We start from the raw sequence: 22,335 nt of genomic DNA on the forward strand, positions 1-22,335 counted from the left end.
ACCACGCTCGCACCCGAACCTACCGTCGTCAACACGGGCGTTCCCACGATCCGTTGCACACTACTTGCCCAGCGTGAGGCCGGTGCCTGCCATGGACGTCTCATTTCTCGGCGGGCCCAGCCCGCAGCGCGGGGTCGGCGTCGTCGCCCCCTTCGACTTCGCACTCGACCGCGAGCTGTGGCGCTGGGTGCCGGACGAGGTCTCGCTCCATATGACCCGAACACCGTTCGTGCCGGTCGAGGTCAGTCTCGACCTGGCCCGGCTGGTCAGCGAGCACGAGACGCTGAGCGAGGCGGTCCGCACGCTCAACGCGATCGCCCCCGAGGTCGTGGCCTACGCCTGCACGTCGGGCAGTTTCGTCGGCGGCACGATGGGCGAGCGGGCGATGTGCGAGGCGATGAGCCGGGCCGGTGCCGTACCGGCGATCACCACCTCCGGCGCGCTGCTGGAGGCCCTGGTGGAGCTGGACGTACGCCGGGTGGCGCTGGTGACGCCGTACACGGTCTCGGTGACGCAGTCGCTGGAGGCCTACGTCGCCCAGGCCGGTGTCACGATCTCCGGCTGCGCCTTCATGGGGCTGACCCGGCACATCTGGAAGGTCCCCTACCGGGAGGTGGTGGACATGGCGCGGCAGGCCGTCCGCGGCGACGCCGACGCGCTGTTCATCAGCTGCACCAACCTGCCCACGTACGACGTGATCCCCCAGCTGGAGGCCGAGCTGCGCATCCCCGTGATCTCGGCCAACCAAGTGACGATGTGGGCGGCACTGCGCCGACTGGGTACCCGTGCGGTGGGGCCGTACCAAGCGCTGATCAATCCGGCGGCGCGTTCCGGTCCCGCAGCGCCGGGGGCGGACCCCGGCCCCGTACTGCCGGAAGAAGAGCAGCAGGAAGGCTGGACATGACAGCACTGGGATTTCTCTACCCGGGCCACTCCGCCGAGGACGACTATCCGCGCATCGAGCAGTTGCTGGGCAGCGACATCCGGGTGGACCTGGTGCACACCGACATCGGTGAGGACGCGCACCGGGTGGACGCGCTGCTCGAGATGGGCTCCGCCGGCCGGCTCGCGGCGGGCGTCCAGGAACTGCGGCACGCCGGTGCGGACGCGGTGGTGTGGGCCTGCACGAGCGGCAGCTTCGTCTACGGCTGGGACGGCGCGCAGGAGCAGGTCCGCGCCCTGGCCCAGACCGCCGGGCTGCCGGCCTCGTCCACGTCCTTCGCCTTCGCGCACGCGGTGCGGGAGCTGGGGGCGCGCAGGGTCGCGATCGGAGCGACGTACCCGGAGGACGTGGCGCAGCTCTTCGCCGAGTTCCTGCGCGCGGCCGGCGTGGAGGTCGTGTCGGTCAACAGCTCCGGCATCATCACGGCCGCCGAGGTCGGCACATGGGGCGAGGCCGAACTCCTCGCCCTGGCCCGGAACTCCGACCACCCCGACGCCGAGGCCCTCCTCCTGCCGGACACGGCCCTGCACACGGCGGCCCACATCCCGGCCCTGGAGAAGGAGCTCGGCAAGCCGATCCTCACCGCCAACCAGGTCACGGTCTGGGAGGGCCTGCGCCTGGCGGACCGGCGGGTGAACGCGCCGGAACTGGGGGCGCTCTTCACACGGGAGCCGATCGTCCAGGTGTGAGGTCTCGGGCACGGTCCTCGCCGCCCGCGGGCAACCGCCGCGGGCGGCGAGGCGCCCTCGGCCCGAGCGACCGCTTCCGGGACGGCTCATTCCCGCTGTTCCGGCGGTGGCGGTGGGGGATGCGGCGGTGGTGGCCCGCTGGGCCGCTCCCGGCGGCCACGGGGAAGGGCCGAGGGGAACGCGAACCCGACGGCTCCGCCGGCAGCGGCCCCGACCGCCAGGGCCAGCAGGAAGCCCCAGCCGACACCCGCGTCGAGCAGTTGTTGCGGCCCGGCGACCACGGCTCCGAAGAAGCCTGCCGCGCCTGCGCCGCGCAGTCTGTCGCGCAGACCCGTCCCGTTCTTGCTCACGGGCGTTCGCTCCGCGCCCGGCGCCACCGAAGCACACGCAGTACGACGTAGGCGGCGAGGGCGAGGGTGAAGGCGACGCTCGCCGCCGCCCGGGCGACCCTCCAGGCGATACCGCCCGGGTCCCAGACCGCCTCGACCAGATTCATGCCGACGGCCACCGCGAACGTGGCTTTGAGGCATCCGGCCGCTCGCGCCACCCGGTACGCACCAGTCGTCATGAAGTCCGAGTGCCCCGGTGCGGCCGAAAACGGGCGCCGTGCCCTCGAACGCGCCCTGCATGCAGGCCGGAATCGGTCCCACCCCTTCTTCGGTACATAGTGGGGCGTAAGCTCCCCAACTCACCGGTCAATGCTGAGGAATGCTCAACTCCGCCGCATCGGGCGACACGCGGGTTGACCGAAAGCGCGTTCCCCATCTGCTGTCCATCGCGTGCACACTGACCACGTCCGCAGCCAGTCATGCCGTGAAGGACTCTCCGATGGCCGAATCGGGCCCGTTCAGATCCTCTGCAAGCGCTGTCCAGCTGTCCGGGCGCCTGCTGTGCTGGAGCCTGGCCGCGGCCATGGCCTCGGCCGCCGCGGACGCCTCCCTCCACCCCGACCTCCGCTGGTGGGGTGCCGTGTGGCCGCTGCCCTGGTGGTTCACCGGCCTGGCCGCCCTCGCGTGGACCGTCCTGCGGGCCCGCGAGAAGGCGCACCGCACGCCCCCGCAGGACAGCACCCGGAGCGACTGGGAGCAGGCCGCCTGACGGTCCCGGGCGCAGCGGCCGGGAATAAGCGGAGACAGTCCCCTGTTAGAGCCGGAACGACAGCACCGGCGCACAGCAGGAGGCACCCCACCGTGGCGGCAGACGAGATACGCGGCGACGAGATACGCGGCGCGGCACAGGGCAGCGCCCCGGCCCCCCTCTCCGTACTGGACCTGGTCACCGTGGGGGCCGGCCGCACCGCCTCCGACGCCCTGCGCACCAGCGTCGACCTGGTTCGCCTCGCGGAGAACCGCGGCTTCCACCGGTACTGGGTCGCCGAGCACCACTCCATGCCGGGCGTGGCCTCCTCGTCCCCGGCCGTGATCCTGGCCCACCTCGCCGCTCACACCGACCGCATCCGGCTCGGCTCGGGCGGTGTGATGCTGCCCAACCACGCCCCGCTCGTGATCGCCGAGCAGTTCGGCACGCTGGAGGCCATGGCCCCGGGCCGGATCGACCTCGGCCTCGGCCGCGCCCCCGGCACGGACGGCGCCACGGCCGCCGCCCTGCGCCGCACGGAACGGCTCAACGAGGGCGCCGACGACTTCCCGCAGCAGCTCGCCGAGCTGACCCGCTTCCTCGACGACGACTTCCCCGACGGGCACCCGTACCGCCGCATCCACGCGGTCCCCGGCCCGGTGCAGGCCACGTCCCCCGGCGGCGTCCAGTCCCCGCACCGCCCGCCGCTCTGGCTGCTCGGCTCCTCCGGCTTCAGCGCCCGCCTCGCCGGTGCCCTCGGGCTGCCGTTCGCCTTCGCCCACCACTTCTCGGCGCAGAACACCGTGCCGGCGCTGGACCTGTACCGGGAGTCGTTCCAGCCGTCCGCCGTGCTCGACGAGCCGTACGCCCTCATCGGCGTCTCCGCGCTCGCCGCCGACGAGGAGAAGGAGGCCCGTCGCCAGGTGCTGGCCGCGGCCCTCAGCATGGTCCGGCTGCGCACCGGCCGCCCCGGCCTCGTGCCCAGCCCCGAAGAGGCGGAGGCCTACGAATTCAGCCCCATGGAGCGCGACTTCGTCGACTCCTGGAACGCCAACGTCATCCACGGCACCCCGGACGAGGTCCGCTCGGGTCTCGACGACCTCGCCAAGCGCACCGGCGCCGACGAGCTGATGATCACGGCCAACGCGCACGGCGGGGACGTCCGCCTGCGCTCCTACGAACTGATCGCCGACGCCTACGGGTTGCCGACGCCCGCCTGAACGTCCGGCGTGCCCAGCAGCTCGGAGATACGGTCCGGCGACACCGGACGGGAGTACAGCCAGCCCTGTCCGGTGTCGCAGCCGATGCTCCGCAGCCGCGTCGCCTGCGCCGAGGTCTCCACGCACTCGGCCGTGACGGTCAGCCCGAGCCGGTGCGCGAGCTGGATCATCGCCTCGACGACGACCTCGTCGGCCGGGTTGGCACGGGCGGCCGCCTCCCGGTCGTCGTACTGGAAGCCGCGTACGAAGGACCCGTCCAGCTTCAGCACCGACACCGGCAGCCGGCTCAGGTACGCCAGGTTCGAGTAGCCGGTGCCGAAGTCGTCGATGGCGATCCGCACGCCCATGTCGCTGAGCGCCTTCAGGGCCTGTAGCGGACGCCCCGCCGAGCCCATCACGGCCGACTCGGTCAGCTCCAGCTGGAGCAGGTGCGGGGCGAGCCCGGTCTCGGCCAGCGTCTCGGCCACGTCCGCCACCAGGTCCGAGTCCCAGACCTGCCGCACCGCCACGTTCACGCTGACGAAGATCGGCGGCTCGTCCGGGTGGTCCAGCTGCCACCGCCGGGCCTGCCCGCAGGCCGTACGGAGCACCCAGCGGCCCAGCGGGACGATCGAACCGTCCTCCTCCGCGAGTCCGATGAACCGATTCGGCGTCAGTACGCCGAACTGGGGATGGTTCCAGCGGATGAGGGCCTCGACCCCGTGCAGCCGGTCGTCCTCCATGCCGACCAGCGGCTGGTACTCCAGCCGGAACTCGCCCCGGTCGATGGCCGGCCGGAGCGTGGAGGCGAGAGCCTGGCGGGTCATGCGGTGCGCGTTGCGCTCCGGGTCGAACAGCGTCCAGCGGGCCTTGCCGTCGGCCTTCGCCCAGTACAGCGTCGTGTCGGCGGCCTGCATCAGAGCGGTGGGGGTGGTGCCGGCCGCGTGCCGCTCCACGACGCCGATCGACGCCGAGACCGACAGCCGCCGGCCGTCGATGTCGAACGGGTCCTGGACCGCCCGCAGCGCCGACTCGGCCAGCTCGGCCAGCTGTTCGGTACCGGTGGAGTCCTCGACGAGCAGCGCGAACTCGTCACCGCCCAGCCGGGCCACCAGCGGGATGCTGGTCCGCGCGTGGCCGGCCTCGTCCGCACAGCGTGTGAGGCGCTCGGCGACGGCGGCCAGCAGCCGATCCCCGACGCGGTGGCCGAGGGTGTCGTTGATGGCCTTGAAGCCGTCCAGGTCCAGGTAGCACAGCCCGATCCGGCCCGTGCCGCTCTGCTCGTACGACTCCGCCTCCAGCGCGGCCGACAGCCGCTCGAAGAACAGGGTGCGGTTGGGCAGCCGGGTCACCGGGTCGTGCATCTGCAAGTGCCGCAACCGGGCCTGGAGTTCCCGGCGGGCGCTGATGTCGGCGACCGACAGCAGCACACCGTCTTCGGCGGGCAACGGGGCGATCGTCACCTGCACCCACAGCGAGTGCCCGTCCGGGTGCTTGAGCCGACGCGTGCAGCGCAGCCGGGACTGCCGTCCGCGCAGCACCTCGCGGTAGGCGTGCCAGGTGCGGGCGTCGGAGGAGAGGTCGACCAGGTCGGCGGCGACGGACCCGGCCAGTCCGTCCGGGCTGCCGCCGAGCAGCGCGGCGAGCGCGTCGTTGGCGCTGACGACCGTGCCCTCGCGGTCGACGACGGCCATGGCGAGCGGGGCGGCCGTGAAGACGGAGCGATAGGGCTGCCGGGTCGGGGGCTCGGTACGGGGAGACGTGTCGATCTCACTCTCTGTGACGACCGGCCGGTCCAGGTCTGCCGCGGGCGCCGGCCCTTCGGAGGTTCCGCTCACCGCTCGCTCCCGCATGTATTCGATCTCTGTCCGTGCAGGAAAGGTCAGGAAAGTGTGCCGATCATAGAGGCTGGCCCCAGGGCCTTCCAGCCGGTGTCCAGTCTTCCCGGCCAACCGGCCCTTCTGCCAGATCGTTTCTGCGCGCACCTGGACGGCTTCTTCAGGCCCCCGACCAGTTGTGACGTTCTGTGAGTACTTCGGGGGTGTCGGCTTCCGTGATTTTTCGGCCCCTTCACCCAACCGGTGCAGGCAAACAGGACGCAGTACGACAAATCATCACAGGCTGGGTGCGGTGTCCCGCGAACCGTACCCGGAGGTACCCGTGCCGCGTCCGTTTCCGCGCGCCCGACTGCGCAGTACCGCGGCCGTGTTCACCACCATGTCCGCGCTCGCCGCCACCTCCCTCGGTGCCGGTCCCTCGGCGGCCGGGCTCGACTCCGCCGCGCCCTGCGCCCTGACCCGGACCGACGCCCACCACTCGGAGGGCCTGGACACCTGGAACGCCGCCTATCCGCGCCCGGCCCGGTCCCTGAACGCGGTGATGGTCTTCCTGTCCTTCCCCGACGCCTACCCGCTGACCACGCCGCAGGAGCTGACCGCGGACCACTTCCCGGCCACCACCCGCTTCTTCGAACGCGCGTCCTACGGCCGTTTCACGCTGCGCCCGCACGCGCTACGGCACTGGATCCAGATGCCGAAGCCGTCCACCGCGTACGCCATACGGCGCGACTGGAAGCCCGAGCACCGGGCCGCGTACCTGCGTGACGCGCTCTCCGTGGCCGACCCGCGGGTGGACTTCTCGCGCTACGACGTCGTGTACTTCGTCGCCGACCCGGACGCGCCGGGCGTGGACTCCGACGCGACCAAGGTGGTGAACCTGACGAGCCCGCTGCGGGCCGACGGCACCGATCTGCGCCGGATCGTCACGGTGTTCGAACAGCATCCGCCGGACCGGCTCGTCCTCGCCCACGAGACCGGGCACGTGTTCGATCTGCCCGACCTGTACCACCGCCCCGCGGACGGCAAGGGCGACTGGGACACGCACGTCGGCGACTGGGACCTGATGGGCAGCCAGTTCGGACTGGCCCCCGACCTCTTCGCCTGGCACAAGTGGAAGCTGGGCTGGCTGGATCCGCGGCAGGTGCGGTGCGTGCAGGACGCCGGCCCCGCCCGGCTGACCCTGGAGCCGCTGGCGGCGGGGGCGGGGATGCCGACGACGGGGGCCGCGGGGGCGCAGCCCTTCGGACTCGGGCGGGGCACCAAGCTCGCGGTGGTGCGGACGGGGCCCGACAGTGTGCTCGCCCTGGAGGTGCGGGGGCCGGTGGGCAACGACGTGGCGGCCTGCCGGCAGGGGGTGCTCGTGTACCGGGTGCGGGGCGGGGCGCAGTCCGGGGGCGGGCCCATCGAGGTGATCGACGCCCACCCCCGCACCGACGCGTGCTGGGAGGACTCCGTCTACCCGCCGCTCGCTGACGCGCCCATCGGCATCGGGGAGAGCTTCACGGTGCCGGGGGAGGGAGTGCGGATCGAAGTGGAGGGGCGTACGGCTTCGGGGGCGTGGACGGTGAAGATCGCGGTGGGGTACTGACGGGCTTCACGGTCAGGCGCTTCATGGTCACGGGCTTCATGGTCACGGGCTTCTTCGGGGCACGCGAAAGGCCCCTCGCTCTCGCGAGGGGCCTTTCACCGTCTGTGCGCCGCCAGGGACTCGAACCCCGGACCCGCTGATTAAGAGTCAGCTGCTCTAACCAACTGAGCTAGCGGCGCCTGCTGACGTCGTAGACCTTAGCATCCTGGTCGGCGGGAGGAAAAATCGAAATCCGCACCGCCGAGCGGGCCGCCCGGACGGCCGCCCAGAGCAGTACTTCGGGGCCGGGAAGCCAGGGCTGACGGGTGTCCGGGGCGACGAGCCAGCGCGAAGCGGAACGGGCGGGGACGGTGTCCCCGGCGGGCGGCGAAGTGGCGGGGGAGATGCTGTCCGACCGGGTCGGGGCGGCGGGGGAGGAGCTCTCCGACGGCGCCGGGGCGGCGGGGAAGACACTCTCCGACGGCGCCGGGACGCTGAGGGAGGCGCTCTTCGACGGCGCCGGGACGGTCACCGCGTCGCCGGTGCCGTGGCACAGCAGCGGCGGTACGGCGTCCGTACGGCTGGCTTCCCGGCTGTCCCGGCCACCCCACTCCTCCCACTCCAGCAGCGCGGGGAGCCGATGAGCCGTCCCGGGGGCGGCGAACAGCAGCATCCGGCCCCGGAACTGCGCGACCGGGCCCGAGCCGGGGCCGTCGTCCCACAGTCGGTCGAGCATCCGCCGGCCGAACATCGCGGGCGCGCTGACCACGTCGAAGACCGACCCGCAGGGCAGCACGACCGGGGCGTCCGGCCGCTCCTCCCAAAGGGCGAGCGTGCTTCGCGGATACGTTCCTGCCGAGGCGAGCCAGGCGGCCCCGTCCGGGGTGACATCGGAGGCGTTCCATGCGCTGCTCATGGCATCAAGGTGTACTCGCCGTGAGTGCCCGGTTCCCGAGGGTTGCGGGAAATCGGGACAGGAAGGGGTGGGAGGGAGTATCTTGCCCGCCTGGCATATGCCAGGTGATCGGGAAAAGGCGTGCGGTGCCCTGTCAGGCGGAGTCGCCGGGGCCCCGGCCCTCGGCGTCGCCCCGCATCAGGTCCCGCCCGAACTCGACCATCTTCTTGGCGTAGTCCTCGGTCCACTCGGCCCGCTCGGCGATGTCCGCGGTCGTCAGCCGGTCGAACCTGCGCGGATCGGCCAGCTGCGCCGCCGCCATCGCCTGGAACTCCACCGCCCGGTCCGCCGCGGCCCGGAACGCCAGCGTCAGTTCCGTCGCCCGGGCCAGCAGGGCCCGGGGGTCGTCGATCGACTCGAGGTCGAAGAAGTGCTCAGGGTCGGAGGCCGCCTCCGCGGGCTCGAAGAGCAGGGGCGCGGGGCGTAGCCGCGATTCGTTCCGACGCGGCGTGGGCTCCGCCATGTCTTCTCCTCCTCGTACGTCGCGCTGGCCCTCCCGGTGGAGTGGGCCACCGTCCATTGTCTCGCGGGCGCGCAAGTGGGCATCGCGGTAGTGGGTACGGCCGCCACACCACCTGGCGTTCGTCACGGCTCCCGGGACACGCCGTGTTCCGGCCACATCAGCGCCGCCCGGCGACCCGGTGTTCCGGCCGGATCAGGGCCGCCAAGCGACCCGGTGTTCTGCCAGGTGCGCGAGCACCGCGTGGTTGGCCTCCCAGCCGTCCGGGAACTTCACCACCGTCCCCAGCTGGACCGGCTCCGTGGACGGATAGTCGTCCAGCAGGTCGGTCACCCCCGCTCGGCAGACCACGATGCAGGCGTGCCGGTGGCGGGAGGCCAGGACGCAGAGGCGGCCCGTCTCCAGGTGGAAGGCCGTGGCGTCGGGGCGTCCGGAGAGGGGGTGGAGGACCACGGTGACGTCGTACTCACGTCCCTGCAGCCGGTTCGCCGTGTCCACGACCACGTCGGTGACACCGAGGCCGGCCAGCGCCGAGCGCACCGCTGCCGCCTGGTCCCGGTGGGCCGTGCCGACGGCGACCCGGTCGGCGGTGAGAGGCGAGGGCGCCGGGGAGCGTTCCGAGGTCGCCGCCCCCGCCCGGTCCAGCAGACGCCGTACGACCGTCGCCACCGCCAGGACCGCCTCCGGGTCCGTGCGCGGGGTGTGCCGGGCGGGCAGCTCCAGCAGCCCCCAGCCCGACTCGGCCGCCTCGTCGATCACCCGGTCGGGACCCGAGCCGTCCGACGGCACGCCGAAGGCCAGGGTCCGGTCACCGGGGCCGGTGCCGCTGCGGAACGGCGTGTACGGGTAGAACGCGTCCGAGACCAGGGGCGCCGCGGAGGCCGGGAGCCGCCAGGAGACCGGCAGCCGGTGCTGGGGCAGGTCCGGGTTGTGCGCCAGCAGGGTCGTCACCGCCGAACCCGAGGGGTCGTACGTGAGGCCCGCCCACTGCTCGCTGCCGACGATCGCGAACGGGTCGAGCTGCCCCGGGTCGCCCACGAACAGCGCCCGCTCGAACAGCCCGGCCACGGCGAGCAGCGCGTCCGAGCGCATCTGGTACGCCTCGTCGACGATCGCGTGCCGCCACGGCTCGTCGACCTTCACATGCGCCCACTTCGCCGCCGTCGAGATGACCACGGCCTGCCCGGCCAGGTCACCCGCCTTGGCCGACTTGCGCACGCTCGGCAGCTCGTCGAGCGCCTTGTCGTACGGGTCGGAGTCGCTGCTGTGCAGCCGGCCCACCGGCAGCTCGGGGTTCTTCTCGGCGAGCCGCAGGACCAGGTCGTCGACCTGGGCGTTGGTCTGCGCGACCACCATCAGCGGGTGACCGGCCTCGGCCAGTTCCAGGGCCGCGCGGACCACCAGCGTGGACTTGCCCGCGCCCGGCGGGGAGTCGACGACGACACCACGCGCGGTGCCGTGCAGCGTGTCGTGCAGGATCGCGTCGGTGGCCTGGGTCGCGGCAGCCGAGGGGTCGAACACCGTGGTCACAGCACATCCTCCTCGGTCACCGGGTCGGCCGCCTCGAGAGTCAGCTCTCCGGGCGGCCCGCCGTGCGTCCACGGCGTCTCCTCCGGGTCGGGCAGCTTCGCGCCGCCCCGCTGCTCGTGCTCGAAGAGCGTGAAGCAGACCCGGTCGCCCTTCTCCGGCACCGAACCCGGCTCGGGCTCCTTGCCGCGGCCCATCTTGTCGAGGATCCGCAGGACGACGTACGCGCCGTCCTCCTCGTCCGCGACGAACTCGGCCGACTGCGGCTTCCCGCCCAGCGACCGGTACACCTTCGTCCGCTCGCCGAGATGCGGCCGGTCGTCCGTGCGCACCGTGACCAACGGGCGCGGGCTGGGCCGCTTGCCCTCGCTGTACGCCATCACGACATCGGTGACCTCACCCGCGAACGCCTCCCCGGACAGCCGCCGGCCCGCCATCACCAGCGGGTCGTCGAGGGCCTCCTGCGCCTCCAGCCGGGCCTGTTCGCGCTCGCGCGTGGCGAGCTTGTTCGCCGCGGTGACCGCGTCGTCGCGGCGCGGCTGCGGGGGCTCCCCGGCCAGCACCCGGTCGCGGTGTCCGGTGAACGACCAGCGGTCGCGGGTCCACCGCTCCTCGACCCGCGCCCCCTCGGGCAGCTCCCGCAGCAGGTCGAGCCCCCGCCAGACCGCGTCCCAGGTGGGCCGGGTGCGGCTGAGCACCAGGTCGCGGATCTCCCGCTCGGCGGCGCTCAGCGCACCCAGCCGGTCGTCCGCCTCCAGGCCGTCCTCGGCGGCGGCGAGGGCGGTGCGGGCCCGGTCGTAACGCTCGATGGCCGGGGCGAGCAGCTTGTTGTCGAAGGCCGGGTCGGTCGCCGGACCGGCGGGCGGGCACGTCAGCTGCCCCTGCGCGTCCCGCTCCAGCTCGGCGCGCAGCGCGGCCTCGGCACCGGTGACGCCCTGCGGTGGGTCGATCCAGGCGAGCAGCGCGCCCAGATGCTGGTCCTCCAAGGTGGATTGCCCGGTCACCCAGTGCCGGCCCAGGACGTCGGTCATCGCCAGCAGCAGCGAGGAGCCGGGCACCCGGGACCGCTCCCCGAAGTGCGTCAGCCACCGTCCGAGCAGCGGCACCCGGGGCGGCGCCGGATAGGGAGCCTCCGGATCCTGCTCCGCCGTACGCCGGAACCGCGTCGAACGCCCGAGCAGCCGCACCAGGTCGATGCCCGCGCGGCTCGGCACGATCAGCTGCGGCGCGTCCGCGCACAGGTCGACCTCGACCTTGACGCGCTTGCCGGTCTCCGGGTCGGTCTCGGTGCGCTCGGCGGCCTCCACGGCCTCGGCGTAGGAGTCGACGTACGGCAGCACGACGTCGGCGAGTTCGGCCAGGAACGCGAACCTCAGGTCGCGGTCGCGGGGCTGCGGGACGGCCAGCAGACGTGGGGCGTCCCGGTCGGTGCCGACCAGCGCGCCCAGCGGGGCGCCGGCCTCACCGGCGGTGATCAGCGGCACGAACACCAGCGGGCGGTCGCCGAGATGCCGGTGCCGGACGGTGGCGGCGGGCTGGGCACGGCCCGTGCTGACGGCTTCGAGACGGGCCAGGGTGGAGATCAGCGACACGCCGCCTCCAGTGCCTCGGCGCGCAGGGCGGCAGCCCGCCGCAGGGCCGCCACGGCCGGGTCGTCGGGATCGCCCGCCTCGCCGCGCGCGGCCGCGAGGACGTCCTCGACCGTCGTGAGGCCGCCCAGCTCCGCCCGCAACGGACGCCCTAGCGAGGTCACCGCGCCCTCCTGGCGGGACCGGGCCCGGCAGTGGAAGGCCAGTTCGCACGCGGACAGGCACTCGGGCGCGTACGTCGCCGGGACCGACTCCACGGCCGCCGTCAGCTCATCGGAGGGCAGCTCGGGCGAGAAGCACGTGCCCTCGGGGAGCGCGTCGGCGATGTCCTCGATGCGGGTCAGCCGGGTCAGCTGGCGGGCCGTCACCGCCCGCTGCTTGCGGATGTCGACGGCGGACGCGGCCGGCAGATTGGAGAAGTCCCTGGGGCAGACGAGCAGCACCCGGTGCCGCACCCGCGGGGCCGGGGCCCCCTCCGCGCCGAGACGGGCCGCGACCTCCTCCAGCGCCAGCACGTACACCGCCGCCTGCCGTGCCGCCGCCCCGACCTTCGCCGCGTCCGCCGAACCGTCCAGCAAGGGGAAGGACTTGATCTCCACGACCGTCCAGCTGCCGTCCGGATGCACCACCACCGCGTCCGGCTCCAGAAAGGCGGGGGAGCCCGCGACGTCCAGCGCGAGCATCGGATGGTCGAGCAGCGTCCACGCGCCCGGGTGCCCGGCGGCCTCCCGCAGCTCCAGCTCCGTACGGGCCGTGCGCCCCCGGGGACCGGCCGCCGTCAGGTCGGGCACGCGCGCGTCGGCGGGCGGCTCGGCGGACCGGTCGAGCTTGTCGTGCACCAGCCGCAGCAGCTCCGCGCCGCCGTCGGCCTTGACCTTCGCCTCGAAGGCATTGCCTCGGGTGAGCGCGAACTGCGACTGCCCGAAGGCCGACGGCGCGCCCAGCGCGCTCGCCAGCGCCGCCTTGTTCACCCCGGCGCCGTCGAGGATCGCGCGCCGCGCACAACCGGGGTTGGCGGCCAGCGCCGCCAGGGCGCGCGCGTCCAGCGCCTTCGCGGGTACGTCGGGGCCGCGCAGCTCAGCGAGCCGCTGCCGGAGCGCCGTCCCCCGCGTCCTTGGGAGAGGCACCCGGCTCGGCTCCGTCTTCGAACCGCGACTCGCGCTGCCGTGGAATTCGCTCACCCGCGGAAGTCTGGCATCCGGCACTGACAATCGAGGAACCCGCGGCGGAGGAGTCCGCCGCGACGGGGGCGGAAGCCGAGGCGGAGGAGTCCGCCGTGACCGGTGCGGCCGACGGCACGAACCGCGCCTTGACCCGGTCCGCGGTGCGCGTCACGACGGGGGCCAGCAGCAGCCCGACGCCCATGACGGCCGCGCCCGCGACCGCGTCGAGGAAGTAGTGGTTGGCGGTGCCCATGACCACGATCGTGGTGATCAGCGGGTAGGCCACGGCGGCCGTCTTCGTCATGCGCGAACCGCCGAAGCGCCACAGCATCACGCCGCACCACAGGGCCCAGCCCACGTGCAGACTCGGCATGGCCGCGTACTGGTTGGTCATGTCCCCCATGCCGCGCGGTGCGCTCGCCGCACCGCCCCACCAGCCGTAGGAGCTGTACTGCGCCATCGTGTCCACGAAGCCGTGGCTCGCGTCGAGGAGCCGGGGCGGGCAGGTCGGCAGCAGGGTGAAGCCGATCAGGCCGATGAGGGTGGACGTCATCAGCCAGGTCCGCGCGGCGCGGTACCGCACGGCGCGGGAGCGGAAGAGCCACACCAGGACGGCCGGAGTGACCAGGTAGTGCAGCGACGCGTACCAGAAGTCGGCGGGTATGCCTATCCAGGCCTCGCGCGTGAAGAGGCGGTTGAGGGGGTGCTCGAAGTTGAGGTACAGCCCCTTCTCGAAGCGCAGGATCGTCAGACCGTGGTCGACGGCGCCGGAGACGTCGCCGCGGGCGAGGAGCCGGCCGGCCGAGTAGCACGCGTACACCAGCAGGATCAGCGGCAGCTCGGTCCACCAGCGCAGCCTGGGCGCGGGGGCCGCCGCCTCGGTGCCCGGTGTCTCGGTGTGCTGCATCCGATCGTCCTCCCCCTTCGTCGTCACGCGTAGCCCGTTCGGCCGTGCCACTTTACGGTGTGTGCGCCCGCCCCGGGGGGCGCCTCCGGCCCTCAAAGACGCAGAGATCGCCCCCCGGGTTGCCCACGGGGGGCGTGCGCGATGATGGAGGAGTTCCCCTTGCGCTGTTCTTCTCGCGTTGTTCTTCCGGAAAGGTGACCCATGCCCGCGCGCATCCTCCTGGCCCGCCACGGACAGACCGAGTGGTCCCTGTCCGGTAAGCACACGGGCAGGACCGACGTGCCGCTCCTCGAGGAAGGCCGGCGCGGCGCGAAGCTGCTCGGCGAGCGCCTGCACCGGGCCCCGTACGAGGGCCTGGCCGACGTCGAGGTGCGCACCAGCCCGCTGGCACGCGCGCGTGAGACCTGCGAACTGGCCGGCTTCGGCGACCGCGCGCGTACCTGGGACGCGTTGCTGGAGTGGGACTACGGGTCCTACGAGGGCATGACCCCCGCGGACATCCAGGCCGTCCGGCCCGGCTGGCTGATCTGGCGCGACGGTGTCCCGGGCGGGGAGTCGCTCGCCGAGGTCACGGCCCGGGCCGACGAGGTGGTCTCCTGGGCCCGCTCCGAGGACCGCGACGTCCTGGTCTTCGCCCACGGGCACATCCTGCGCTCCATCGGGGCGCGGTGGCTCGGCCTGCCGATCGACTTCGCGGCCCGGATCCGGCTGAACCCGACGTCGCTGTCGGTGCTGGGCTGGGCCTACGGGGAGCCGGCGATCGAGAGCTGGAACGACCTGGGGCACCTCGCCCAGGACGTGCCGGACGTCGCGCGGCGGGCGTGACGTTCGCGACAGTCCCTCAGGCCGTCCGCGGCGCCGAGGCGTGCCGCTCCAGGAACGCCGACACTCCGGAGGCCCTGCGGTGCGGCAGCAGCACCCGCGCGGTCGCCGCCAGCATGGTCTGGACGCGGGACGACTGGACCTCCTCCAGCAGATCCAGCACCCGCATCCCCGCCACCGCCGCCTCGTCCGGCCGGCCACCGCGCGCGAGGTCGTCCGCCAGCTCCGCCGTGTAGAGGGCGATGTTCCGCGTGAAGTGCGGATCCTGCAGCTCGGCGGCGCGCCGCGCGTGCCGTGCCGCCCGGGGCCAGTCGCCGAGCGTGGACCAGCACTGCGCCTCCAGGCCCTCCAGTTCGGCCTCCCCGTAGAAGCTCATCCACTCGGGGTCGGCGTCCGAGGGGCCCCGCTCGAAGAAGGCCTGCGCCCGGGCCAGTGCCTGTTCGCAGCCGACGCGGTCGGCCAGTCCGGCCCAGCCGCCCGCCTCGCGCAGCGCCAGCAGCGACATCAGCCGGGCCGAGCCCACGGGCCGGGCGACGCGTTGCGCGGCCTGGGCCGCCCGGACCGCCTCGCGTGGCCGGCCCGCGTCGCGCGCGAGGAACGCCGTGTTGCAGAAGGCGTGCGCCTCAAGGCCCGGGTCGCCGGTCATCCGGGCGGTCGCGAGGGCCTCCGCGTAGTGCGAGCGGGCGTCGTCGAAGCGCCCCGAGTCGTGGGCCAGCCAGCCCACGGAGATGGCCAGTTCACCGGCACCGGAGTAGAGCCGGTCCGCCGTGGTCTGCCGGGTCGTCCCGGCGTCCAGCAGGGCGTAGGCGGCGCGCAGCGGGGCGGCGGCGCGGCGGTAGAGGCCGTCCGCGCCGTGCCGGTCGTCGAGCAGCCGGATCCGGCGGACGGCTTCTTCCAGGGCGCCCGCGTCGCTCGCCCCGGCGCGGTGCACGGGGCGCTGTGCCGCCGAGGCGTCGCGGGAGAGGCCGACAGGCCCCAGTGAGGCGGCGGCCACCGTGGCGCCTCCGCCGGTCATGAACGCGCGACGTAGCACGTCGCTCTCCTCGTAGGTGTCGTGCGGGTGGTACGGGTCGTACGGGTTCTGCGTTTCATACGGCTCGCACGCCCCGCTGGTCTCACTCGTGGCGTTCACCGGGTTCGCGGTGCGCGTCAGGGGCGCGTCCTCGGTGTCGCGCGCCCGGCGTCCGCGTACCGACGAGCGGGGCGCGAACCCCAGGTCGGTGAGTGTGCGGCCTGGGTACATGTGCAAAAACACCCGTTCGTACGCGTAGTTGGGGCAGCGGATCTCGCCCGCCTCGACCCGGCCGATGTACCGCGCGTCACAGCTGACCTGCTCGCCGATCTCGAGCCCGGCCCGGCGGATCACCGCGGCGAACTCGGCCGGCGAGCGCTGTCCGCGCAGTCGCCGGAAGACGAGGTTCGGCCGTGGTGGCCGGTGGGGTTGAGACGAGGTCACCGTTGACGACGCCATGGCCGGGTCCTCCCGTGCGAACCGTCGAACCATGCCGGATCCAGGGCCGCTTGTTGCGAGTTTGTCCGCATGGGTGGCCCCGTGCCCGGCGGGCAAGAACGTACCTGCTGTGATGGAGTCGCCACGCTGGGTTTGGCGACAAACCGGATATCCCATCCGTGATCTGCCATGAAGTGCCATCCTTTGCGGCTCACTTCCGCCGTAGCCGTTGACGCTGTGCCGCGTTGAACCTCGCGGACCGGGAGGCCCCCGACTCCCGACCGCTCGTCCAAGCAGGGGTTTTCGTGGTGGAGGCCGGGATGGAGACCAGCCGGATCGACGATCCTCGTACGCCGCCGGGTGCACCGGCGGCCGGCTGCGATGTGGTGACGGTGCCGGCGCGGCAGGGGCTGGAGGCGGTCGACATCCTGCGGCGCGGACCAGGGGACGCGGTGGGACCCGTGCTGCACGACGACGGTGGTGACACCCTGGGCTTCCTGGTTCCGCCGGGGACGGCCGCCGGGTGGGACGTGCCGGGCAGCACCTGCACACAGACCGACGGGCGCGGACAGACCCTGGCACCCGAGTCTCCCGTGGCGGGCTCGGACTGGCTGCTGCCGCCCGGCGAGGCGGACCTCGCGACCGATCCGGCGGTGCTGCGCGAGGCCCTGGGGGAGGCCGCCCGGATGATCAAGGCGGCGGACAGCTGCCGCTGAGGCCCCCGGCCGGCTGACACTCGGCTGCCTCCGGTCGGCTGACGCTGGTCTACCCCGGTCGGCCGGCGCTGGAGTGCTCCCGGCCGGCCGATGCCGGGATGCGTCCGGCCGACGGGCGCTGGGGCCCCCGGCCGGCCGTACACGCCGGCGTCCCGCCTTCCGGGCCGCCGGAGCCGTACGCCCTGCTTAGCAGCCCACCCCGATAATGAGCCCATGGGAAAGTCCAAGGGCGGCCGGCGCAGACAGGCCGGTGCGGAGGCCGTCGTCGAGAGCGTCGACGGCGGGCTCGCCGAGCTGATCCCCGACCGCGAGCGGGCCCGGGCCTGGACCCTGGTGATCGACGGGGCCCCGCAGTCGCACGTCGACCTGGACGACCCGGCGTACCTGTCCTTCGAGTACCAGCGCCGCCTCGGGCACGTGATCGACCTCGTCGCCCCGCCCGCCCGGCCCGTGCACGCCGTGCACCTCGGCGGCGGCGCCCTCACCCTCGCCCGCTACGTCGCCGCCACCCGGCCCCGCTCCACCCAGCAGGTCGTCGAGCGGGACGGCACCCTCGTCCAACTGGTCCGACGAGAGCTGCCGTTGGATCCGAACGCGCGCATACGGGTGCGCTCCACCGACGCCCGCGAGGGCCTCGCCAAGGTGCCGGACGGCTGGGCCGACCTCGTCATCACCGACGTGTTCAGCGGGGCCCGGACACCGGCCCACCTGACCTCGACCGAGTTCCTCGACGACGTGCGCAGGGCCCTCAAACCCGGCGGGGTCTACGCCGCCAACCTCGCCGACGGACCGCCGCTCGCCCACCTGCGGGGCCAGATCGCCACCGCCGCCGTCCGGTTCGAGGAGCTCGCGCTGGTCGCGGATCCCGCGGTGCTGCGCGGCAAGCGCTTCGGGAACGCGGTCCTGGTCGCCTCCGACCGCCCGCTGCCCGTCGCCGAGCTGACCCGCCTCGCCGCCTCCGACCCGCATCCCGCCCGGGTCGAGCACGGCAGGACCCTCACGGACTTCACCGGCGGGGCCGCGCCCGTCACGGACGTCGCGGCGGTGGCGTCGCCCGCACCGCCCGCGTCGGTGTTCAGATGATCCCCGAGGGCACTCGACAGACGCCGATGCCCGCCGACGGCCCTCAGCAGGCGCCGATCACCGCGTACCGCACTCAGTAGGTCCCGATCTCCACCCGCGGCGGCCCGTCGTGCCAGGTGCAGAACACCGACACCCGGTCCGCACCCGAGGAGAACTCCACGCGGATCCACGACTCCGTCTTCCACACCTGCATCGACCAGCCCGCCCCGGGTGTCGCCGAGACGAGCGAGGCGGAGGTCCTGCCCAGGTCGAAGACCGCCCGGCCGCCGTCGGTGTCGTAGCTCTTGACCCGGCCGGAGGCGGCGGGGGCGGTGCCGGGCGAGGACGTGGACGAGGACGGCGTGGGGGAGGGGGCCGGTTTCCCGGACGCGGACGCCGGAGGCGTGCTCGGCTGCCGCCGCTTCGGCGGAGGCGTCCGTTCCGGCTCCGGCGTGGCCAGCGCCTTCGGCTCCCGCGTGGACGCGTCGGCGGCCTTGATGGGCAGGGCGCGCGGCGGGTCGTAGGCCGTTCCCGCCATCACCGTGTGGACACCCCACCACGACAGCGTGACCGCCGCGCCCGTGGCGAGCAGCCAGGCCAGTCCGTGTACGAGTCCTCTGCGCATCGCGGGCCATATTGCCTCACGCGCCCCACGCGTGGCCCGCAAACGGCGTCCTGCGGTACCCCGTTGTCCACAGCAGGGGAGTTGTCCACAGGCCCGCACCCGGCTGTTCGAGATGGCGTACGGTGCGGCGCATGGCAAGTGTTCTCGTGGTCGAGGACGACCAGTTCGTACGCTCGGCGCTGATCCGGCATCTGACCGACGCCTCGCACACCGTGCGCAGCGTCGGGACGGCGCTGGAGGCGCTGCGCGAGGTCGCCCATGTCCGCTTCGACGTGGTGATCCTGGACCTCGGACTGCCCGATCTCGACGGGTCCGAGGCCCTGAAGATGCTGCGCGGGATCACGGACGTGCCGGTGATCGTCGCCACGGCCCGGGACGACGAGACGGAGATCGTACGGCTGTTGAACGCCGGGGCGGACGACTACCTGACCAAGCCCTTCTCGGTCGAGCACCTCTCGGCCCGGATGGCGGCCGTGCTGCGCCGCGCCCGCTCCGGCGCCGCGGAAGGGGAGCCGTCCCCCGTGATCCGGGTCGGCGGCCTGACCGTCGACCCGCTGCGCCGCCAGGCCGAGCTGGACGGCACGCGACTCGACCTCACCCGGCGCGAGTTCGACCTGCTCGCCTTCCTCGCCGGCCGGCCCGGCGTCGTCGTCCCCCGCAAGGAACTGCTCGCCGAGGTGTGGCAGCAGTCCTACGGCGACGACCAGACCATCGACGTCCATCTGTCCTGGCTGCGCAGGAAACTGGGCGAGACGGCGGCCAGCCCGCGCTATCTGCACACCCTGCGGGGCGTCGGCGTGAAGCTCGAACCACCGGGGGCGCCGCGATGAGGTGGGCCCTGGTCAAGGTGTCCCTGGCGGTGACCACCATGGTCGTGCTGGCCTTCGCCGTGCCGCTCGGACTCGTCATCCGTGAGATGGCCCGCGACCGTGCCTTCTCCAACGCCGAGCGGGAGGCCGCGGCCGTCGCCCCCGCCCTGTCCATCACCACCGACCGCGACCAGTTGGAGCGGGTCGTCGCCTCGGCCGGCTCCGACGCCGGGATGGCCGTGCACCTCCCGGCGGGTGACGGCCGGGAGGCCCTCGATCTGGGGCGGCGGCGCGCCGCCGACGAGGACATCGCGGCCGTGCGGAAGCTGGGCCGCGCCTCCACCACCGGCGTCACCGGCGGCTGGACACTGCTCCAGCCGGTCGCCCTCAGCACCGGCAAGATCGCGGTCGTCGAGGTGTACGTGCCGGAGTCCGACGTCGCCAACGGCGTGGGGACCGCCTGGGCGGTGCTCGCAGGGGTCGGGGTGGCGCTGATCCTCGGTTCGGTCGCGGTCGCCGACCGGCTGGGCGTCCGCATGGTCCGGCCCGCGCGGCGTCTGGTCGAGGGGGCGCACGACCTGGGGGAGGGCCGGCTCGGCGCCCGCGTTCCCGAGGAGGGCCCGAGCGAACTGCGGCTCGCGGCGGTCGCGTTCAACTCGATGGCCGACCAGGTCGTCCAGCTCCTGGCCAACGAGCGGGAGCTCGCGGCCGACCTGTCCCACCGGCTGCGGACACCCTTGACCGTGCTGCGGCTCAACACCGCCTCACTGGGGGAGGGCCCGGCCGCGGACCAGACCCGGACCGCGGTCGAGCAACTGGAGCGCGAGGTCGACACCATCATCCGTACGGCCCGGGAGGCCAAACCGCAGACGGCCGCGGCCGGTCCGGGCGCCGGGTGCGACGCGGCCGAGGTGGTCCGGGAGCGGATGGCGTTCTGGTCGGCGCTCGCGGAGGACGAGGGCCGCAAGTGGCGGGTGGCCGGGGCCGACCGGCCGGTGCGCATACCCGTGGCCCGCGCCGACCTGGCCGCCGCACTCGACGCGCTGCTGGGGAACGTCTTCCGGCACACCGCGGAAGGCACCGCCTTCGCGGTCGACGTGCACAACGGCGAGGACGCGGTGATCGTCCTCGTCTCCGACGCGGGCCCCGGCATACCCGACCCCGAGGCCGCGATGGCGCGGGGCCGCGGCTCCGGCAGCGACGGCTCCACCGGGCTCGGCCTGGACATCGTGCGCCGGCTCGCGGAGGCCACCGGCGGGGACGTACGGCTCGGATCCTCGGTGCTCGGCGGCACCGAGGTGCGGATCTGGATCCAGCTGGACGGCCGCGCCCCCGCGAGCGGAGGACACCGGCAGATGCGGCGGCGCCGCCCCGGCAGGCTCACCGCCGCGTACCGCCGCACCCGGTCCCACTGACCGCTGCCCGCGGGCGGCCTTCACGAGACGGTCACGTTTCGACAAATGAAGGGAACGGCTCTTGACGCATGACCGGACATGCGGCTGTCATTGCGCCACCGTGTTCGGTCAAGTTGATTTCTGGTCGATTACGACTAGAAATCGCGCCACACCCTCGTGGCCGAACCCTGCCTTCAGGAGCCGTCCATGCACGACCTCTCTCCCTCCGGTTTCTCCCTCCCCGCTCCCAGTCGCCGCACCCTGCTGCGCGGAATGGGCGGCGCGGCCCTGCTCGGCGCCGGCATACCTCTGCTGAGCGCCTGCGGGGGCAGCGGCTCGTCCGCCGACCCGAAGACGGTCAGTCTCGGCTCCAACTCGTCCGACGCCGTGCCGAAGAAGGCGTTCGCGGAGATCTACGCCGCCTTCACCAAGAAGTCCGGCATCAAGGTCGACGTGAACACCAAGGACCACAACACGTTCCAGGAGCAGATCAACTCCTATCTGCAGGGCACGCCCGACGACGTGTTCACCTGGTTCGCCGGCTACCGCATGCAGTTCTTCGCCTCGAAGAAGCTGGCCACGCCCATCGACGACGTGTGGCAGAAGATCGGCGGCAACTTCCCCGAGGCGATGCAGAAGCTCAGCAAGGGCGAGGACGGCAAGTACTACTTCGTGCCGCTGTACACGTACCCGTGGGCGGTGTTCTACCGCAAGAGCGTCTTCGCCCAGCACGGCTACAAGGTCCCCACCACCTGGGACGACTTCGTCGCCCTGTGCAAGCGGATGCAGAAGGACGGGCTCGTCCCGATCGCCTTCGGCGACAAGGACGCCTGGCCCGCGATGGGCACCTTCGACCAGATCAACTTCCGCACCAACGGCTACGACTTCCACGTCGAGCTGATGGCCGGCAAGGCCTCCTGGACCGACCCCAAGGTGCGCAAGGTCTTCGACCACTGGACGGAGATCCTGCCCTACCACCAGGAGGGCGCGGTGGGCCGCACCTGGCAGGACGCGGCGCAGACGCTGGTGGCCAAGAAGGCCGGCATGTACCTGCTGGGCACCTTCGTCGGTCAGCAGTTCACCGACAAAGCCGACCTCGACGACCTGGACTTCTTCGCCTTCCCGGAGATCGACCCGCAGTTCGGGCAGGACACCGTCGAGGCGCCCACCGACGGCTTCATGCTCTCCAAGGCCCCCAAGAACCGCGACGGCGCCGTCAAACTCCTGGAGTACCTGGGCACGCCCGAGGCCGAGCAGATCTACCTCAAGGCCGACTCCAGCGTGGTGGCAGCCTCCACCAAGGCCGACACCTCCTCCTACACCGCGCTGCAGAAGAAGTCCTTCGAGATGATCTCCGGTGCGAAGAGCCTCACCCAGTTCATGGACCGCGACTCCCGCCCGGACTTCACCTCGACGGTGATGCAGCCCGCGCTGCAGAACTTCGTCCGCAACCCGAAGAACATCGACAGCATCCTCTCGTCGATCGAACGCCAGAAGAAGACGATCTTCGCCTCCTCCTGACCGAACGGAGACCCGACGACTC

22 protein-coding genes and 1 tRNA gene are annotated in these 22,335 nt (G+C 72.9%); 11 read left to right on the forward strand and 12 right to left on the reverse strand.

Annotation, left to right across the window (positions count from 1 at the left end; translation table 11 throughout):
- Window positions 1-91: 91 nt before the first annotated feature.
- Both IE153_RS05875 and IE153_RS05880 read left to right on the forward strand, forming a co-directional pair.
- A complete protein-coding gene (locus IE153_RS05875) occupies window positions 92-904 on the forward strand; it encodes a maleate cis-trans isomerase family protein (RefSeq protein WP_189588698.1) in 813 nt (270 codons plus the stop codon).
- The gene (locus IE153_RS05880) at window positions 901-1,632 is read left to right on the forward strand and encodes a maleate cis-trans isomerase family protein (RefSeq protein WP_185014434.1); all 732 of its coding nucleotides are present in this window, start codon (window positions 901-903) and stop codon (window positions 1,630-1,632) included. The genes IE153_RS05875 and IE153_RS05880 overlap by 4 nt, the downstream gene beginning before the upstream one ends.
- An 86-nt stretch (window positions 1,633-1,718) precedes the next feature.
- Here IE153_RS05880 and IE153_RS05885 read toward each other — a convergent pair whose 3' ends face one another.
- Both IE153_RS05885 and IE153_RS05890 read right to left on the reverse strand, forming a co-directional pair.
- Entirely contained in the window at window positions 1,719-1,982 is a 264-nt protein-coding gene (locus tag IE153_RS05885; RefSeq protein ID WP_189588699.1) for a hypothetical protein, read from the reverse strand.
- Window positions 1,979-2,200, reverse strand: coding sequence for a hypothetical protein (locus tag IE153_RS05890; protein ID WP_189588700.1), 222 nt, complete (start codon window positions 2,198-2,200; stop codon window positions 1,979-1,981). The genes IE153_RS05885 and IE153_RS05890 overlap by 4 nt, the downstream gene beginning before the upstream one ends.
- A gap of 260 nt (window positions 2,201-2,460) precedes the next feature.
- Between IE153_RS05890 and IE153_RS05895 the strand changes: the two genes are divergently transcribed.
- Together IE153_RS05895 and IE153_RS05900 are read left to right on the forward strand one after the other, a co-directional pair.
- A complete protein-coding gene (locus tag IE153_RS05895; RefSeq protein WP_189588701.1) occupies window positions 2,461-2,730 on the forward strand; it encodes a hypothetical protein in 270 nt (89 codons plus the stop codon).
- A gap of 92 nt (window positions 2,731-2,822) precedes the next feature.
- Window positions 2,823-3,929: an LLM class flavin-dependent oxidoreductase gene (locus tag IE153_RS05900; protein ID WP_189588702.1), complete on the forward strand. Its 1,107-nt coding sequence runs from the start codon at window positions 2,823-2,825 to the stop codon at window positions 3,927-3,929.
- Here the strand turns inward: IE153_RS05900 and IE153_RS05905 are convergent.
- Window positions 3,905-5,761, reverse strand: a complete 1,857-nt coding sequence (locus IE153_RS05905; protein WP_189588703.1) for a putative bifunctional diguanylate cyclase/phosphodiesterase — start codon at window positions 5,759-5,761, stop codon at window positions 3,905-3,907. The two genes, IE153_RS05900 and IE153_RS05905, sit on opposite strands and share 25 nt — an antisense overlap.
- A 277-nt stretch (window positions 5,762-6,038) precedes the next feature.
- Here IE153_RS05905 and IE153_RS05910 point away from each other — a divergent pair, with 277 nt between their 5' ends.
- Window positions 6,039-7,334, forward strand: coding sequence for a M6 family metalloprotease domain-containing protein (locus tag IE153_RS05910; protein ID WP_229828838.1), 1,296 nt, complete (start codon window positions 6,039-6,041; stop codon window positions 7,332-7,334).
- 105 nt (window positions 7,335-7,439) lie between these two features.
- On the opposite strand, the gene IE153_RS05915 is transcribed toward IE153_RS05910, so the two are convergent.
- The 7 genes from IE153_RS05915 to IE153_RS05945 all read right to left on the reverse strand — a co-directional run bounded on the left by IE153_RS05915 (window position 7,440) and on the right by IE153_RS05945 (window position 13,914).
- A tRNA-Lys gene (locus IE153_RS05915) sits at window positions 7,440-7,513 on the reverse strand.
- Window positions 7,504-8,229 carry a bifunctional DNA primase/polymerase gene (locus tag IE153_RS05920; protein ID WP_189588704.1) on the reverse strand — a complete coding sequence of 242 codons (726 nt, stop codon included), beginning with the start codon at window positions 8,227-8,229 and terminating at the stop codon, window positions 7,504-7,506. Before IE153_RS05920 ends, IE153_RS05915 begins: the two co-directional genes overlap by 10 nt.
- Before the next feature lie 133 nt (window positions 8,230-8,362).
- On the reverse strand, window positions 8,363-8,731 hold the full coding sequence (locus tag IE153_RS05925) for a DUF8844 domain-containing protein (RefSeq protein WP_189588705.1): 369 nt from the start codon (window positions 8,729-8,731) through the stop codon (window positions 8,363-8,365).
- Between the two features lie 192 nt (window positions 8,732-8,923).
- Complete coding sequence (locus tag IE153_RS05930; protein WP_189588706.1) at window positions 8,924-10,258, reverse strand: AAA domain-containing protein; 1,335 nt, start codon at window positions 10,256-10,258, stop codon at window positions 8,924-8,926.
- The gene (locus IE153_RS05935; RefSeq protein WP_189588707.1) at window positions 10,255-11,847 is read right to left on the reverse strand and encodes an amino acid adenylation domain-containing protein; all 1,593 of its coding nucleotides are present in this window, start codon (window positions 11,845-11,847) and stop codon (window positions 10,255-10,257) included. The genes IE153_RS05930 and IE153_RS05935 overlap by 4 nt, the downstream gene beginning before the upstream one ends.
- Window positions 11,838-12,971, reverse strand: a complete 1,134-nt coding sequence (locus tag IE153_RS05940; protein WP_189588708.1) for a hypothetical protein — start codon at window positions 12,969-12,971, stop codon at window positions 11,838-11,840. The genes IE153_RS05935 and IE153_RS05940 overlap by 10 nt, the downstream gene beginning before the upstream one ends.
- Entirely contained in the window at window positions 12,922-13,914 is a 993-nt protein-coding gene (locus tag IE153_RS05945) for a phosphatase PAP2 family protein (RefSeq protein ID WP_189588709.1), read from the reverse strand. The genes IE153_RS05940 and IE153_RS05945 overlap by 50 nt, the downstream gene beginning before the upstream one ends.
- A gap of 201 nt (window positions 13,915-14,115) precedes the next feature.
- Here IE153_RS05945 and IE153_RS05950 point away from each other — a divergent pair, with 201 nt between their 5' ends.
- Window positions 14,116-14,739 (forward strand): histidine phosphatase family protein, encoded by a 624-nt coding sequence (locus IE153_RS05950; RefSeq protein ID WP_189588710.1) that lies wholly within the window; start codon window positions 14,116-14,118, stop codon window positions 14,737-14,739.
- A gap of 16 nt (window positions 14,740-14,755) precedes the next feature.
- Here the strand turns inward: IE153_RS05950 and IE153_RS05955 are convergent, their stop codons facing one another.
- Window positions 14,756-16,207, reverse strand: a complete 1,452-nt coding sequence (locus IE153_RS05955) for an NsdA family TPR-like regulatory protein (RefSeq protein ID WP_189588711.1) — start codon at window positions 16,205-16,207, stop codon at window positions 14,756-14,758.
- 299 nt (window positions 16,208-16,506) lie between these two features.
- Here IE153_RS05955 and IE153_RS05960 point away from each other — a divergent pair, with 299 nt between their 5' ends.
- Window positions 16,507-16,902, forward strand: coding sequence for a hypothetical protein (locus IE153_RS05960; RefSeq protein ID WP_189589243.1), 396 nt, complete (start codon window positions 16,507-16,509; stop codon window positions 16,900-16,902).
- A gap of 213 nt (window positions 16,903-17,115) precedes the next feature.
- On the forward strand, window positions 17,116-17,985 hold the full coding sequence (locus tag IE153_RS05965; protein ID WP_189588712.1) for a spermidine synthase: 870 nt from the start codon (window positions 17,116-17,118) through the stop codon (window positions 17,983-17,985).
- A gap of 73 nt (window positions 17,986-18,058) precedes the next feature.
- Here the strand turns inward: IE153_RS05965 and IE153_RS05970 are convergent, their stop codons facing one another.
- A complete protein-coding gene (locus tag IE153_RS05970) occupies window positions 18,059-18,589 on the reverse strand; it encodes a hypothetical protein (RefSeq protein ID WP_189588713.1) in 531 nt (176 codons plus the stop codon).
- Window positions 18,590-18,720: 131 nt separating this feature from the next.
- On the opposite strand from IE153_RS05970, the gene IE153_RS05975 reads away from it, so the two are divergent.
- The 3 genes from IE153_RS05975 (at window position 18,721) to IE153_RS05985 (ending at window position 22,313) form a co-directional block, all read left to right on the forward strand.
- A complete protein-coding gene (locus tag IE153_RS05975; RefSeq protein ID WP_189588714.1) occupies window positions 18,721-19,419 on the forward strand; it encodes a response regulator transcription factor in 699 nt (232 codons plus the stop codon).
- Window positions 19,416-20,813: a sensor histidine kinase gene (locus IE153_RS05980; protein ID WP_189588715.1), complete on the forward strand. Its 1,398-nt coding sequence runs from the start codon at window positions 19,416-19,418 to the stop codon at window positions 20,811-20,813. Before IE153_RS05975 ends, IE153_RS05980 begins: the two co-directional genes overlap by 4 nt.
- Window positions 20,814-20,999: 186 nt before the next feature.
- Window positions 21,000-22,313: an ABC transporter substrate-binding protein gene (locus tag IE153_RS05985; protein WP_189588716.1), complete on the forward strand. Its 1,314-nt coding sequence runs from the start codon at window positions 21,000-21,002 to the stop codon at window positions 22,311-22,313.
- Window positions 22,314-22,335: the final 22 nt, after the last annotated feature.

The sequence above is a fragment of the Streptomyces massasporeus genome, assembly GCF_014648995.1.
GTDB classification, from domain to species: domain Bacteria; phylum Actinomycetota; class Actinomycetes; order Streptomycetales; family Streptomycetaceae; genus Streptomyces; species Streptomyces massasporeus.

Bases quoted from the DNA above. Each gene is read 5' to 3' on its own strand.
- IE153_RS05875 (WP_189588698.1), top strand. From the start codon at position 92: ATGGACGTCTCATTTCTCGGCGGGCCCAGCCCGCAGCGCGGGGTCGGC.
- IE153_RS05880 (WP_185014434.1), top strand. From the start codon at position 901: ATGACAGCACTGGGATTTCTCTACCCGGGCCACTCCGCCGAGGACGAC.
- IE153_RS05890 (WP_189588700.1), bottom strand. From the start codon at position 2,200: ATGACGACTGGTGCGTACCGGGTGGCGCGAGCGGCCGGATGCCTCAAA.
- IE153_RS05895 (WP_189588701.1), top strand. From the start codon at position 2,461: ATGGCCGAATCGGGCCCGTTCAGATCCTCTGCAAGCGCTGTCCAGCTG.
- IE153_RS05905 (WP_189588703.1), bottom strand. From the start codon at position 5,761: ATGCGGGAGCGAGCGGTGAGCGGAACCTCCGAAGGGCCGGCGCCCGCG.
- IE153_RS05920 (WP_189588704.1), bottom strand. From the start codon at position 8,229: ATGAGCAGCGCATGGAACGCCTCCGATGTCACCCCGGACGGGGCCGCC.
- IE153_RS05925 (WP_189588705.1), bottom strand. From the start codon at position 8,731: ATGGCGGAGCCCACGCCGCGTCGGAACGAATCGCGGCTACGCCCCGCG.
- IE153_RS05945 (WP_189588709.1), bottom strand. From the start codon at position 13,914: ATGCAGCACACCGAGACACCGGGCACCGAGGCGGCGGCCCCCGCGCCC.
- IE153_RS05950 (WP_189588710.1), top strand. From the start codon at position 14,116: ATGCCCGCGCGCATCCTCCTGGCCCGCCACGGACAGACCGAGTGGTCC.
- IE153_RS05955 (WP_189588711.1), bottom strand. From the start codon at position 16,207: ATGGCGTCGTCAACGGTGACCTCGTCTCAACCCCACCGGCCACCACGG.
- IE153_RS05960 (WP_189589243.1), top strand. From the start codon at position 16,507: ATGGAGACCAGCCGGATCGACGATCCTCGTACGCCGCCGGGTGCACCG.
- IE153_RS05965 (WP_189588712.1), top strand. From the start codon at position 17,116: ATGGGAAAGTCCAAGGGCGGCCGGCGCAGACAGGCCGGTGCGGAGGCC.
- IE153_RS05970 (WP_189588713.1), bottom strand. From the start codon at position 18,589: ATGCGCAGAGGACTCGTACACGGACTGGCCTGGCTGCTCGCCACGGGC.
- IE153_RS05975 (WP_189588714.1), top strand. From the start codon at position 18,721: ATGGCAAGTGTTCTCGTGGTCGAGGACGACCAGTTCGTACGCTCGGCG.
- IE153_RS05980 (WP_189588715.1), top strand. From the start codon at position 19,416: ATGAGGTGGGCCCTGGTCAAGGTGTCCCTGGCGGTGACCACCATGGTC.
- IE153_RS05985 (WP_189588716.1), top strand. From the start codon at position 21,000: ATGCACGACCTCTCTCCCTCCGGTTTCTCCCTCCCCGCTCCCAGTCGC.